16 protein-coding genes and 1 pseudogene are annotated in these 12,188 nt (G+C 45.4%); 12 read left to right on the plus strand and 5 right to left on the minus strand.

What is annotated here, in order from left to right:
* From BIZ39_RS13000 to mgtE, 11 genes are all read left to right on the plus strand, one after another.
* Positions 1-521, plus strand: a 521-nt coding sequence (locus BIZ39_RS13000) for a CBS domain-containing protein (RefSeq protein ID WP_187447188.1), incomplete at its 5' end; no start/stop codon positions are given.
* Positions 522-1,070 (plus strand): 3-deoxy-manno-octulosonate-8-phosphatase KdsC, encoded by a 549-nt coding sequence (gene kdsC / locus BIZ39_RS13005; protein ID WP_039224564.1) that lies wholly within the window; start codon positions 522-524, stop codon positions 1,068-1,070.
* Positions 1,067-1,645 carry an LPS export ABC transporter periplasmic protein LptC gene (lptC, locus tag BIZ39_RS13010; protein ID WP_014948345.1) on the plus strand — a complete coding sequence of 193 codons (579 nt, stop codon included), beginning with the start codon at positions 1,067-1,069 and terminating at the stop codon, positions 1,643-1,645. Before kdsC ends, lptC begins: the two co-directional genes overlap by 4 nt.
* Positions 1,614-2,168: a lipopolysaccharide transport periplasmic protein LptA gene (gene lptA, locus BIZ39_RS13015; protein WP_014948344.1), complete on the plus strand. Its 555-nt coding sequence runs from the start codon at positions 1,614-1,616 to the stop codon at positions 2,166-2,168. The genes lptC and lptA overlap by 32 nt, the downstream gene beginning before the upstream one ends.
* A gap of 2 nt (positions 2,169-2,170) precedes the next feature.
* Entirely contained in the window at positions 2,171-2,896 is a 726-nt protein-coding gene (gene lptB, locus BIZ39_RS13020; RefSeq protein WP_168462917.1) for an LPS export ABC transporter ATP-binding protein, read from the plus strand.
* A gap of 73 nt (positions 2,897-2,969) precedes the next feature.
* Positions 2,970-4,451: an RNA polymerase factor sigma-54 gene (locus BIZ39_RS13025; protein WP_014948342.1), complete on the plus strand. Its 1,482-nt coding sequence runs from the start codon at positions 2,970-2,972 to the stop codon at positions 4,449-4,451.
* Positions 4,452-4,481: 30 nt separating this feature from the next.
* Positions 4,482-4,769 carry a ribosome hibernation promoting factor gene (gene hpf, locus BIZ39_RS13030; protein WP_012517338.1) on the plus strand — a complete coding sequence of 96 codons (288 nt, stop codon included), beginning with the start codon at positions 4,482-4,484 and terminating at the stop codon, positions 4,767-4,769.
* 13 nt (positions 4,770-4,782) lie between these two features.
* Positions 4,783-5,226, plus strand: a complete 444-nt coding sequence (ptsN, locus tag BIZ39_RS13035; RefSeq protein ID WP_014975727.1) for a PTS IIA-like nitrogen regulatory protein PtsN — start codon at positions 4,783-4,785, stop codon at positions 5,224-5,226.
* Positions 5,227-5,310: 84 nt separating this feature from the next.
* A complete protein-coding gene (rapZ, locus tag BIZ39_RS13040; protein ID WP_014948340.1) occupies positions 5,311-6,156 on the plus strand; it encodes an RNase adapter RapZ in 846 nt (281 codons plus the stop codon).
* Positions 6,156-6,428 carry an HPr family phosphocarrier protein gene (locus BIZ39_RS13045; protein WP_014948339.1) on the plus strand — a complete coding sequence of 91 codons (273 nt, stop codon included), beginning with the start codon at positions 6,156-6,158 and terminating at the stop codon, positions 6,426-6,428. Before rapZ ends, BIZ39_RS13045 begins: the two co-directional genes overlap by 1 nt.
* A 174-nt stretch (positions 6,429-6,602) precedes the next feature.
* The gene (gene mgtE, locus BIZ39_RS13050; RefSeq protein ID WP_014948338.1) at positions 6,603-7,961 is read left to right on the plus strand and encodes a magnesium transporter; all 1,359 of its coding nucleotides are present in this window, start codon (positions 6,603-6,605) and stop codon (positions 7,959-7,961) included.
* 50 nt (positions 7,962-8,011) lie between these two features.
* Here the strand turns inward: mgtE and BIZ39_RS13055 are convergent.
* A pseudogene (locus BIZ39_RS13055) lies at positions 8,012-8,239 on the minus strand (winged helix-turn-helix domain-containing protein); the annotation flags it as partial.
* On the opposite strand from BIZ39_RS13055, the gene BIZ39_RS13060 reads away from it, so the two are divergent.
* Positions 8,227-8,736, plus strand: coding sequence for a spondin domain-containing protein (locus BIZ39_RS13060; protein ID WP_410369565.1), 510 nt, complete (start codon positions 8,227-8,229; stop codon positions 8,734-8,736). The pseudogene BIZ39_RS13055 and the gene BIZ39_RS13060 sit on opposite strands and share 13 nt — an antisense overlap.
* A gap of 184 nt (positions 8,737-8,920) precedes the next feature.
* On the opposite strand, the gene BIZ39_RS13065 is transcribed toward BIZ39_RS13060, so the two are convergent.
* The 4 genes from BIZ39_RS13065 to BIZ39_RS13080 form a co-directional block, all read right to left on the minus strand.
* Entirely contained in the window at positions 8,921-9,394 is a 474-nt protein-coding gene (locus BIZ39_RS13065; protein ID WP_014948334.1) for a ClpXP protease specificity-enhancing factor, read from the minus strand.
* Positions 9,391-10,023: a stringent starvation protein SspA gene (gene sspA / locus BIZ39_RS13070; protein WP_012517332.1), complete on the minus strand. Its 633-nt coding sequence runs from the start codon at positions 10,021-10,023 to the stop codon at positions 9,391-9,393. The genes BIZ39_RS13065 and sspA overlap by 4 nt, the downstream gene beginning before the upstream one ends.
* Positions 10,024-10,191: 168 nt before the next feature.
* Positions 10,192-10,926 carry a cytochrome c1 gene (locus BIZ39_RS13075; RefSeq protein ID WP_015066276.1) on the minus strand — a complete coding sequence of 245 codons (735 nt, stop codon included), beginning with the start codon at positions 10,924-10,926 and terminating at the stop codon, positions 10,192-10,194.
* Positions 10,923-12,188 (minus strand): cytochrome b, encoded by a 1,266-nt coding sequence (locus BIZ39_RS13080; protein WP_049586160.1) that lies wholly within the window; start codon positions 12,186-12,188, stop codon positions 10,923-10,925. Before BIZ39_RS13080 ends, BIZ39_RS13075 begins: the two co-directional genes overlap by 4 nt.

Consider the following 12,188-nt stretch of genomic DNA (forward strand, 5'->3'; position numbering starts at 1 on the left):
GTCTTGCTCCTACGTCAAGCACAACCGCCACACTGGTTATGGGTGATGCGCTTGCGGTAGCACTGCTCGACCAAAAAGGTTTTACCTCAGATGACTTTGCGCTTTCGCACCCAGGCGGTAGTTTAGGCAGAAAACTTCTGCTTAAAGTTAGCGATATCATGCTAAGCGGCAGTGATATCCCCCTTGTCCATGCCAGTGCTTCTGTCGCTGACGCACTGCTGGAAATATCTAAAAAGGGATTGGGTATGACAGGCGTGATAGCGGCAGACGGTACGCTGACAGGCGTCTTTACGGATGGCGACCTACGACGAATTCTCGATGCCCGCGTAGACGTACACAGTGCGACAGTAGAAGAAGTAATGACTAAAGGCGGCAAGACTACCACCGCAGGTCAGCTGGCTGTAGAAGCCCTGAATTTGATGGAAACCCATAAAATTAGTGCGTTAATGGTTACTGACGATAAGCGCAAACCTGTTGGGGCTTTTAACATGCATATGCTACTAAAAGCAGGAGTGCTTTAAATGACAACCACCTTGTACACGGAAATAAATGACTCGCTTTTCGCAAAACTAGCCAAGATAAAGTTGCTGGTATGCGACGTTGATGGTGTGTTCTCAGATGGCCGAATTTACTTAGGTAACGACGGTGAAGAACTTAAAGCATTCCATACCCGTGATGGATATGGTGTAAAAGCGCTAGTGAGCAATGGAGTGAATGTCGCGGTTATTACTGGACGTCGCTCTGCCATTGTTGAAAATAGAATGAAGGCACTGAATGTTGCACATATAATTCAAGGCGAAGAGAATAAAGCAGACGCGCTTAGCGACCTGATGAAGCGCCTTGAGTTAAACACTGACGAAGTGGCTGCGGTAGGTGATGACATGCCAGATACGGGTATGTACAAGCACGTTGCGGTTAAAATTGCGGTTGCCGATGCCCATCCTTACGTAGCCAAACAAGCAAACTGGATTACAACCCTTCCCGGTGGGTTTGGCGCGGTCCGAGAAATATCGGATACCATTTTGCAGGCCAAAGGGGTAGCAAATGAGATTTTTGGAGCTAGTGTATGAGCCTGTTTGGCTTTAATCGCTTAGGATTAAGTATATCGGCGCTATTTATTTTGGCGATGCTGATGTACATCCCTACGTGGATGGAAGAGCAGCCTGAAACGCAGGGGAATCGTGAAAACGATGCGCTAAAGCCCGCCTACAAAGCAAAAAATCTTACCACTACGCTGTACAATCAAGACGGTGAGTTAAATCACAAAGTATTTGCAGAGTCGATGGAGCATTACGACCAGCTTGGCTTTGTATTGTTTCAGCAACCTAAATACACCCTTTATACAGAAAACGCGTCATCACCATGGGTGGTAACCGCTGATGAAGGTACACTATACAATAACGAGCTAATCCAGCTGGAAAACCAAGTTAATATTGAGAACCAAACTGGCGATGACTTTGTCAGAAGTATATCGACCGAGTACATTCAAATTAATTTAGAAACCAAGCAAATGACATCTGACCAACCCGTTGAAATACTGGGCACCCAATATGTCATTTTAAGTAATGGGTTTAACGCGAATTTACGCACACAAGAATACGAGCTTTTAGATCATGTACAAACCACTTATTCCCCTAGCAACTAGTTTATTGCTTGCCATCGCTAGCGGTGCGGTACACGCCAGTGAAGATGATTTTTCGCAGCCCATAAAAATAGGCTCGAACACCCAGTTTATCGACGGTAAAAATAAAACCGCGTTGTACAAAGACGACGTACTCATAACTCAAGGCTCTTTGGTTATTGAAGCTGACGAAGTGGAAGTAATTGCCACTGACGGTGGTGGTCGTGAAATATTTATTGCTAGAGGAAAGCCTGCAAGCTATTCCCAGCAATTGGAAGACGGCACGCCAGTTTCGGCAAAAGCTAATGAAATACGCTATGAAGTGGTGAACCGAACGATTTCTCTTGCCGGAAACGCAGAGTTGAAACAAGACACCAGTAAAGTACAGGGTGACAACATCACGTTCGATATGATTACCGAGCAATTGCTAGCGACTGGCGGCGCAGGTAAGGATGGTGAGGGTCGAGTGACCACAGTATTCACACCTGAGACCATTCGCAAAACTTCGTCTAAGAAAGACAAAAAAGACAACGAGGGCAATGAATAGCAATGGCAACTTTGAGCGCTAAAAATCTTGCTAAGGCTTACAAGTCACGACAGGTTGTTCGAGATGTAAGTCTGTCTGTCTCAACGGGTCAAATTGTTGGTCTTCTTGGCCCAAATGGCGCTGGTAAGACCACCACATTCTACATGATTGTTGGTTTAGTGAATCTGGATAAAGGCAAGATTGAAATCGACAACAATGAGCTAACTCATCAGCCCATGCACGAGCGCGCACGCCGCGGAATTGGCTACCTACCGCAGGAAGCCTCTATTTTCAGAAAGCTCACAGTGCATGAAAATATCATGGCCATTTTGCAAACCCGTAAAGATTTAAATTCACAACAGCAAGAAGAAGAAGCAGATGCGCTACTTGATGAATTTAATATTAACCATATACGTAATAGTACGGGGATGAGTTTGTCAGGGGGCGAACGCCGTCGCGTTGAGATTGCCCGCGCTCTGGCAGCAAAACCGCAATTTATTTTGTTAGACGAACCATTTGCTGGTGTTGATCCAATATCAGTTAATGATATAAAGAAGATAATACAACATCTTCGCGATAGGGGTATTGGAATCCTTATCACGGACCATAACGTACGAGAGACATTGGATGTTTGTGAAAAGGCGTACATTGTGAGTCATGGCGAGCTTATTGCGCAAGGAACGGCGGAACAGGTTTTAAGTAATCAAAAAGTAAGGGATGTATACCTAGGCGAACAATTCAGGCTATAGTTAATGTAACCGAATTGTCATTTTTCAGTTTCGCTCTGGTATATTCAATTTAGAGCATTTAAATAAGACGTAGATGAAACCATCTTTACAGCTAAAATTTAGCCAACAACTTACCATGACACCACAGCTTCAGCAGGCCATTAAACTGCTGCAGCTTTCTACACTTGATCTTCAACAAGAGATCCAAGAAGCGCTCGATTCTAATCCGCTATTAGAAGTTGAAGAAGGTAACGACGAGCCGCAACTAGAAAAGAACAATATCGACAACGATGACAGCGGCTCTGAGGCCACTGCTTCTGCATCTAGTGACACACTAGAAGCCGGCGATGCACTTGAGAAAAACGATCTTCCCGATGAGCTGCCAATCGACAGCACATGGGACGAATACTACTCTGCTTCATCTTCGCCAGCTCCAGGTCCATCCAATGACGACGAGCAAATCTTCCAAGGTGAGACTACTGAAGATATTCAAGAGCACCTTCTTTGGCAAATGCGCCTTACCCATTTCTCGGATACCGATCGCGCAATCGCTACAGCAATCATCGACTCTATTGACGAGTCAGGTTATTTAACCGTTACCCTTGATGATATTTTAGAAGCGGTTAACGATGATGATATGGAAGAGCCGATTGAAATGGACGAAATAGAATGTGTGCTAAAGCGCATTCAGATGTTCGACCCTATTGGTTCTGGCTCACGCTCTCCACAAGAATGTTTGATGGTGCAATTGCGTCAATTTTCAGAAGACACACCGTGGCTTGCTGAAGCGAAGCAACTGATTGAAGAGTACTCTGACTTACTGAGCAGCAAAGACTATCGTACGCTTATGCGTAAAAGCCGATTGAAAGAAGATCAGCTACGCGAGGCAATGCGTTTACTGCAAACCTTGAATCCTCGCCCAGGTAGTGCTTTAGTTACTAAAGAGCCTGAGTACGTTATTCCTGATGTCTCAGTAACCAAGAAAAATGGCCGTTGGGTGGTTGAGCTGAACCCCGACAGTCTGCCTAAGTTAAGCGTAAATCAACAATACGCTGCAATGAGTCGCCGTGCCAAGAATAGTAGCGATTCACAGTTCATCCGCTCACACATGCAAGAGGCTAAGTGGTTCATAAAGAGCCTTGAATCTCGTAACGAAACCTTAATGAAGGTTGCAAACTGCATTGTGCAGCAGCAAATGGGCTTTTTTGAGCACGGCCCGGAAATGATGAAACCAATGGTGCTAAATGATGTCGCAGAAATGGTAGATATGCACGAATCCACTATTTCGCGAGTGACAACGCAAAAGTACATGCATACGCCACGTGGAATCTTCGAATTGAAGTATTTCTTCTCAAGCCACGTTGCAACAGAGTCTGGTGGTGAATGTTCATCTACAGCGATTCGTGCATTGATCAAGAAATTAGTGGCCGCAGAAAAGCCTAGCAAGCCGCTAAGTGATAGCAAGATTGCTTCATTGTTGGCCGAACAAGGCATTAAAGTTGCCCGGCGAACAATAGCAAAGTACCGGGAATCGTTGTCGATCCCGCCGTCGAACCAACGCAAAAGCCTTATTTAATCGGGCTTAATAATATAAGGAAGACGAAATATGCAAATCAACCTTACTGGTCATCATGTCGAAATCACCGACTCTTTGCGTAATTATGTCGATACGAAGTTCAGCAAACTTGAACGTCACTTTGATCACATTTCTAATGTGCATGTCATCCTGAACGTTGAAAAATTAAATCAAAAAGCCGAAGCGACCGTTCATTTAAGTGGCGCTGAAGTATTCGCATCCTCAGAAAATACCGACATGTATGCGGCGATTGACAGCATGGTTGATAAACTCGACCGGCAGGTAATCAAGCATAAGGAAAAACTGAAAAAACATTAGTAGTTAATTAAGCATGGATATACAAGCCATCGTAAGTCTGGACCGCACCGAGTGTGCGGTTCAGTGTAATAGTAAAAAGCGAATTCTTGAGATCATCGCTGATATCGCTGCCAAGCAAAACGAGAACATTGATCAGGCAACGGTACTCAACAGTTTGATGGCTCGAGAGCGTATGGGTAGTACAGGCATAGGCAATGGTATCGCCCTGCCCCACGGACGCCTGCCGGGCCTTGAGAAAGTGATTGCCATTGTTGTAACCAGCACGCCAGCAATCGACTTTGACGCCCTTGACGAGAAACCCGTAGACATCTTTTTTGCTCTACTCGTTCCTGAGGAACAGACCGAAGGACACCTTCAAACGCTGGCCACCGTGGCTGGTAAACTAAGCGACAAAGAAACGATTAAAGCAATACGTCGCGCAACGACAAGCGACGATATTCTATCTGCATTAAGTTAAACATTAAGCGCCTATTAACCGTTTAGTAGGCGCCTAATTCAACAACGCGTATGTGATAAAACCAGAGTATTAGGGAGAAAGTAGGTGAAGCTGATAATAATCAGTGGTCGTTCGGGGTCTGGTAAGTCTGTCGCACTTCGCGCATTGGAAGATTTAGGTTATTACTGTGTTGATAATATCCCGGTAAACTTACTTCCCACCTTAACCCATACAGTTGTTGACGAGTACGATCAGGTTGCGGTAAGTATCGATGTGAGAAACTTACCTAAAAATCCTGACGATTTGGTAGAAATTCTAGACTACCTGCCTTCTTCGTGGTCGATGACCATTGTTTACATTGACGCGAGCGATGATGTACTGGTTAAGCGTTTTAGCGAAACACGTCGTCTTCACCCTCTCGCCAAGCTTAATAAATCGCTTTCAGAAGCCATTAAAGCCGAGTCTGCCCTACTTGCTCCTATTGCTGAGCGCGCAGATTTATATCTAGATACAGATAAGCTTACCATTCACCAACTGGCAGAGTTAATTCGAGAGCGTATCCTGGGTAAGAAAAGCTCACGCCTTGTGCTTGTGTTTGAGTCGTTTGGCTTTAAGCACGGCATTCCTAAAGATGCGGATTACGTTTTTGATGCCCGCTTTTTACCTAACCCCCACTGGGAGCCCGACCTTAAACATCTGACCGGATTAGACGCACCAGTAGAAGTATTTTTGGGGTCGCAGCCTGTAGTGACCAAGTTCATTTGGCAAATTCAGAATTTAATAACGACATGGCTGCCTCATTTAGAACGCAATAACAGAAGTTACGTAACCGTAGCCATTGGCTGTACTGGCGGGCAACACCGTTCGGTTTATATCGCACAGACCCTGTCGAAAACCTTCAGTGAAATACACCCTGATGTTCAAATTCGCCATAGAGAGCTGAATCAGTAATGACTATTCAAAAAACGCTAACTATCGTCAATAAGTTAGGGTTGCATGCGAGAGCGGCGACCCAACTGGTTAAACTGGCTAATCAATTCGACGCTAAAATCATCTTAAAAAAAGGCGATAAAGAAGCAGACGCAAGCAGTGTATTGGGATTAATGATGCTTGAAAGCCATCAAGGTGAACAGGTAGATGTGATTGTGGACGGCAGTGATGCTGTTGATGCACTTGCAGCTATTGAAGAGCTTATTGAGGGCAGATTTAACGAAGACGAATAGTCTTACTTACCCAATCCATTGACCAATTAATCAACACTTAGCGCAGTTATCTTAAAATCCTGCGCAAAACCTACGCAATTATCATGACAGACTCATCATAATTGCGATATTCTACGCCCACTTAGGCTCTATGGCCTGCATTGTTCATCTTTTAGCTTGTAGGAATAACGCCTTATGGCAGAAGCGCTTGTTTCTAAATACGTACAAACTCAGTTACGCGCACTCAACGCTGCGTTGACCAACGGTCAATTCGTATCTGTACGTAAGCTTCTGCTTGAATTACCGCCTTCAGACGTCGCCCACATTCTTGAATCTAGCCCTAGCAGAACCCGTGACGAATTATGGGAGCTCATTGATGGTGACTTTCACGGCGACATTTTAGAAGAACTGTCTGACGATGTTCGAAACGGTATCATTACAAAAATGCTTCCCGCTAATGTGGTTGACGCACTTGAAGAGATGGATACCGATGACTTAGCAGAGACGCTAAGCAGCCTTCCCGAGCCAGTATTGGCCGATATTCTAGATTCGATGGATGCACAAGATCGCGTGCGCGCAGAGCAAGCGCTGTCTTACGGTGAGGAAACCGCTGGTTTCATCATGAACACCGACACCATCACTTTACGTCCAGATGTGACCATTGACGTGGTTCTGCGCTATATCCGCTTAAAAGGTGAGCTACCTGAGAATACGGATACGTTTTACGTGGTAAACCGAACTGACAACCTTGTTGGTATTGTTCCGGTTACCCGTTTACTCACCGCAGATACCGACGATAAAGTGTCTGACGTTATGGATGAGGAATCTGAAGCGATTCCTGTGAATATGCCAGACGATGAAGTCGCAAGCCTGTTCGAGCGATACAATTGGCTTTCAGCACCTGTTGTAGATGAAAACCATCGCTTAGTGGGCCGAATTACCATTGATGACGTGGTTGATATTATTCGTGAGGACGCCGAGCACTCGATGATGAGTATGGCGGGTCTTGATGATGACGAAGATACCTTTGCACCCGTTATGCAAAGTACCAAACGACGCTCGGTGTGGCTGGCGGTAAACTTAGTGACGGCGCTAATGGCTGCGATGGTGAGTGATCTATTTGAAGCAACGCTGAGCCAACTGGCTGTGTTAGCTATTTTAAATACCATTGTCCCTAGTATGGGCGGTGTAGCGGGTAATCAGACGCTAACGCTAGTTATTCGCGGTATGGCATTAGGCCATGTTAACGCGAGTAACTCACGATGGCTTATCAGTAAAGAAATATCCATCGGCTTTTTAAACGGTGCCATTTGGGCGGTGCTTATTGCCTCTGTCATCGCGTTATGGAAACAAGATTACATGCTGGGCGTAATTATTGCCTTTGCCATGATGGTAAACATGATTGCGGCTGCTTTAGCGGGTGCAACCTTACCTATGATCATGAAGCGTCTTAAGATAGACCCTGCCCTAGCTGGCAGTGTTATCTTAACTACGATAACCGATGTAGTGGGTATTTTTGCTTTCTTAGGTACTGCGACGCTGTTTCTAATTTAAGTTAATTTTGAACTCTCATGCCTGATAGGGCATGGTGAGCTAAAAAATACTCATGCAATAAGCGCTTTCGCTATATATCCATTGACGTTCAACTTGTAACCCACACCCCAGACGGTTTCTACTAGCTGTCCACCATTTTCAATACTGTTGATTTTATCAAGCTTAGTGCGTAAACGATTTATATGGGTATTCACCGTGTGCTCGTAGCCTTCGTGGTTATAGCCCCACACCTCACTGAGCAATTGATTGCGAGAAAAAACTTGGTTTGGATTACGACAATGATTCAAATACGTGGCACCGTTTTGGCGGACTTCTTGCGCCGAAAGCTACGTTAAGCTATCCCTTCGATACTATGGACAAGCCATATCTTTCGCTACTTTCCATGCTAATACCTACTAACGACGCTTTTGTTGGTATGGACAGTATTGAAATTCCAACCGAGCCGGGTACCTACACTTATTACCTTAATGCATACGACGCCGGTACTGAGCTTATCGATGAATTAAATAGTGCCCGTACAGATGTTGTTGAAGCTGGGACCGGAAACGCGCTGGGTGGATATGGCGTACCGGGTGTTGCCGGTGGCGGTGGTGAAGCAGCGGGTTATGATGTGGTGAGGGATGATCTTGCCGATGCAGTAAGACTTCACCAAGGTGTAGTTACTAGTGCAAACGCTGACGATCCAAGCCGTGAGGGTCTATCCACATCGGTACTAACCGAGGCCCATCGCTTTGATTACCCAACGAGCCGCGCGGTGATAACCCGAACCCGTTAAATGGTTAAACACAGTACCACGTGAAAGCGCCCTATTACGCAGGTAATGGGGTGTTTTTACTTTTGTGCGAAGGGGAACCGGAGATAAAACTTAACGGGAATAAGAAAGATAAGCGCTGGCTTTGCTGAGTAGATAAACTTCACAAAACCAGGCTAATACGTTATTTGATAAGCTATTTAATAAACTATTTAATAACTTTGAGGGTAGGCTTACCCTTTTTAGGTGGAACAGGTGCGTCTTTCACGTCGCTTGCATCAGCATCTTCCAGCGACGTCGGTCCGCTAGGTTGAGAAACATCTTCAGATGTTTCTGGGCGCTCTTGCTGCGCACGAGCCACATCTTCTTCAGTGGCGAATACCGTACCTGCACCATTTTCTCTTGCGTAAATAGCCATTACCGCTTCACAAGGCATACTTAATCTTCTAGGTTGCCCAGAAAAGCGTGCTTGAAACGATAAGCCATCTAAATCAAGAGAAAAGTTAACACACGCACTAGGCGATACGTTTAAAACGATCTGACCGTCTTTAACGAACTCCTGCGGCACTTCAACCAACTCGTTGGTTGCATCTACCACAATGTACGGCGTTAAGTCGTTATCAACAATCCACTCATAAAAAGCCCTAAGCAAATAGGGCTGGTTTGACGTCATAGATGTCATAGCGGGTTGTGGATCTCACGCTCTTGGTCAGTCAAAGACGCTTTAAATGAGCTACGAGAGAAAATACGGTTCATGTAAGCGTTAATTTCTTTGCTGCCAGCACCGTTTAGTTCAATACCTAGTGCAGGTAAACGCCATAATAGCGGAGCAAGGTAGCAATCAACTAAGCTGAACTCTTCGCTCATAAAGTAAGGCATTTCACCAAATACAGGCGCAAGAGATAGCAAAGCTTCACGCAGCTCATTACGTGCTGCTTCTACATCACCTTCGCCACGGAAAATACGGGCAGCAAGCGAGTACCAGTCTTGCTCGATGCGGTGCATCATAAGGCGGCTCTGACCACGTGATACTGGGTAAACCGGCATAAGTGGTGGATGAGGGAAACGCTCATCAAGGTATTCCATGATGATGTGCGACTTGTAAAGTACAAGCTCGCGATCAACTAGAGTTGGAACAGTACCGTAAGGGTTAAGCTCCAACAGATCTTCAGACAGGTTGCTAGGATCTGTGTAGCTGATTTCAACACCCACACCTTTTTCTGCCAACACAATACGCACCTGGTGGCTATAAATATCAATTGTGTCAGAGAACAACGTCATAATAGAACGTTTATTCGCGGCTACGGCCATTCAATTTCCTCCGTCGAGAAACAAGTTTACGCTTACAAACGGTAAGCTTATTACGTTAACTCGTGCTACCTGAACACCCTATACAAAAGGGTTTTCAGGTAGCACGAGTAAATACCAAAAAAAGGGGGCGAGAAGCCCCCTTTTCATATTATACATAAATCTGTGCGATTAGTGCACTTCTCGCCAGTATTCTTTCTTCAATAAGTAAACAAATACGAACAATACTGCGATAAAGATAAGCACCCACTTACCGATTTTGTGAGATTCAAGTTTCGCAGGCTCACCTGTGTACTCCAAGAAGTTCACGATATCGGCAACGGCTTGGTCGTACTCGTCAGGAGACATTGCGCCAGTACCATCTGACTTAATGCCTACATAACGCTTGACCATCTCACCATCAACCATTTGCTCTTCATAAGTGCGCGTTGGCGTACCTTGAAGTGGCTGAAGCACGTGTGGCATACCCACTTCTGGGAACACTGTGTTATTAACACCAAACGGGCGGCTTTCGTCAACATAGAAAGAGCGCAGGTAAGTGTAAATCCAGTCTTCACCACGAACACGAGCCACTAGCGTTAGATCTGGTGGAGCAGCACCAAACCACCCTGCTGCTGCCTCTTCAGGCATTGCACGAGTGATATAGTCAGACACCTTGTCACCCGTGAACTGCAAATACTCTTGGCCTAGTTCATCAGGAATACCCAAATCTTGGAATGAACGCTGATAGCGCTGATACTTCATTGAGTGACAGCCCAAACAGTAGTTCATGAACAACTGTGCACCGCGTTGTAAAGACGCCTTATCAGTCAAATCGATAGGCGCTTCATCTAGGTGTACGTTCCCGCCTGCCGCAAACGCGACGCCAGGTAGGAAGAAGGCTAAAAAGCACATCATTTTTTTCATTTAGAAATCCTCTCTGGCACTGGTTTAGTATTTTCGTTTTTGCTGTATAGGAACAGTGCAATGAAGAAACCGAAGTACATTACTGTTGCGATTTGCGAGGCAATGATTTTCCAGTTTTCTTGCGGCGTACCACCTAGGTAACCAAGGAAAACAAACACGATAGCGAACACAATTAGGTTTACTTTGTGTAGGCCACAGCGATAGCGCCATGATTTAACGCGACCACGGTCAACCCAAGGCAGAGCAAATAGCGCAGCAATAGCACCAAACATGGCAAGTACACCGAACAGCTTATCAGGTACCGCTTTCAAAATGGCGTAGAACGGCGTGAAGTACCAAACAGGGAAAATGTGCGCAGGAGTCTTCAGCGGGTTAGCAATTTCAAAGTTAGGGTGTTCCAGGAACTTACCACCCATTTCAGGGGCAAAGAACAGCACATAAGTGAATAGTGCTAAGAACACGCAGAACGCCACAAGGTCTTTAAGAACAATGTGCGGGAAGAACGGTAACACGTCATCAGCAATGTCGTACTTGCTTGTGTAGTACTCGTGAATTTCATATTTAGTCTTCTCAGACTCAGGCAGTGAGCCTTTCTTGTGCTTAATCGCAATACCGTCTGGGTTGTTAGAGCCCACTTCGTGAAGAGCGATGATGTGAAGGAACACAAGAATAACGATAACCAGAGGCAGCGCAATTACGTGAAGTGCGAAGAAACGGTTAAGCGTAGCGCCAGAGATAACGTAGTCACCTTGTAGCCAGATAACAAGGTCAGGACCAACAACAGGAATAGCACCGAATAGTGATACGATTACCTGCGCACCCCAGTAAGACATTTGTCCCCAAGGTAGAACGTAACCCATGAAAGCTTCTGCCATAAGCGCTAGGTAAATAAACATACCAAACACCCATAGAAGCTCACGAGGCTTCTGGTAAGAGCCGTAAATCATGCCACGGAACATGTGTAGATATACCACAATAAAGAACGCCGATGCGCCAGTACTGTGCATGTAACGGATGATCCAACCGTAGTCGATCTCACGCATGATGTATTCAACAGAAGCAAATGCGCCTTCTGAAGATGGAACGAAGTTCATGGTCAACCAAATACCAGTAACAATCTGGTTAACCAAAACAATAGTTGCTAGAAAACCGAACACATACCAGAAGTTCATGTTCTTTGGAGCAGGATATTGAAGAGCGTGCATATTCGCAACGCGCATCATTGGGATGCGCTCTTCAATCCAACCTAGGAAAGCATTCAT

It is taken from the genome of Alteromonas sp. BZK5, assembly GCF_014349115.1.
Taxonomy (GTDB): domain Bacteria; phylum Pseudomonadota; class Gammaproteobacteria; order Enterobacterales; family Alteromonadaceae; genus Alteromonas; species Alteromonas macleodii.

Excerpts from the sequence above, each read along its gene's own strand:
- kdsC (WP_039224564.1), top strand. The coding sequence starts at position 522 with ATGACAACCACCTTGTACACGGAAATAAATGACTCGCTTTTCGCAAAA.
- lptC (WP_014948345.1), top strand. The coding sequence starts at position 1,067 with ATGAGCCTGTTTGGCTTTAATCGCTTAGGATTAAGTATATCGGCGCTA.
- lptA (WP_014948344.1), top strand. The coding sequence starts at position 1,614 with ATGTACAAACCACTTATTCCCCTAGCAACTAGTTTATTGCTTGCCATC.
- lptB (WP_168462917.1), top strand. The coding sequence starts at position 2,171 with ATGGCAACTTTGAGCGCTAAAAATCTTGCTAAGGCTTACAAGTCACGA.
- BIZ39_RS13025 (WP_014948342.1), top strand. The coding sequence starts at position 2,970 with ATGAAACCATCTTTACAGCTAAAATTTAGCCAACAACTTACCATGACA.
- hpf (WP_012517338.1), top strand. The coding sequence starts at position 4,482 with ATGCAAATCAACCTTACTGGTCATCATGTCGAAATCACCGACTCTTTG.
- ptsN (WP_014975727.1), top strand. The coding sequence starts at position 4,783 with ATGGATATACAAGCCATCGTAAGTCTGGACCGCACCGAGTGTGCGGTT.
- BIZ39_RS13045 (WP_014948339.1), top strand. The coding sequence starts at position 6,156 with ATGACTATTCAAAAAACGCTAACTATCGTCAATAAGTTAGGGTTGCAT.
- mgtE (WP_014948338.1), top strand. The coding sequence starts at position 6,603 with ATGGCAGAAGCGCTTGTTTCTAAATACGTACAAACTCAGTTACGCGCA.
- BIZ39_RS13065 (WP_014948334.1), bottom strand. The coding sequence starts at position 9,394 with ATGACATCTATGACGTCAAACCAGCCCTATTTGCTTAGGGCTTTTTAT.
- sspA (WP_012517332.1), bottom strand. The coding sequence starts at position 10,023 with ATGGCCGTAGCCGCGAATAAACGTTCTATTATGACGTTGTTCTCTGAC.
- BIZ39_RS13075 (WP_015066276.1), bottom strand. The coding sequence starts at position 10,926 with ATGAAAAAAATGATGTGCTTTTTAGCCTTCTTCCTACCTGGCGTCGCG.
- BIZ39_RS13080 (WP_049586160.1), bottom strand. The coding sequence starts at position 12,188 with ATGAATGCTTTCCTAGGTTGGATTGAAGAGCGCATCCCAATGATGCGC.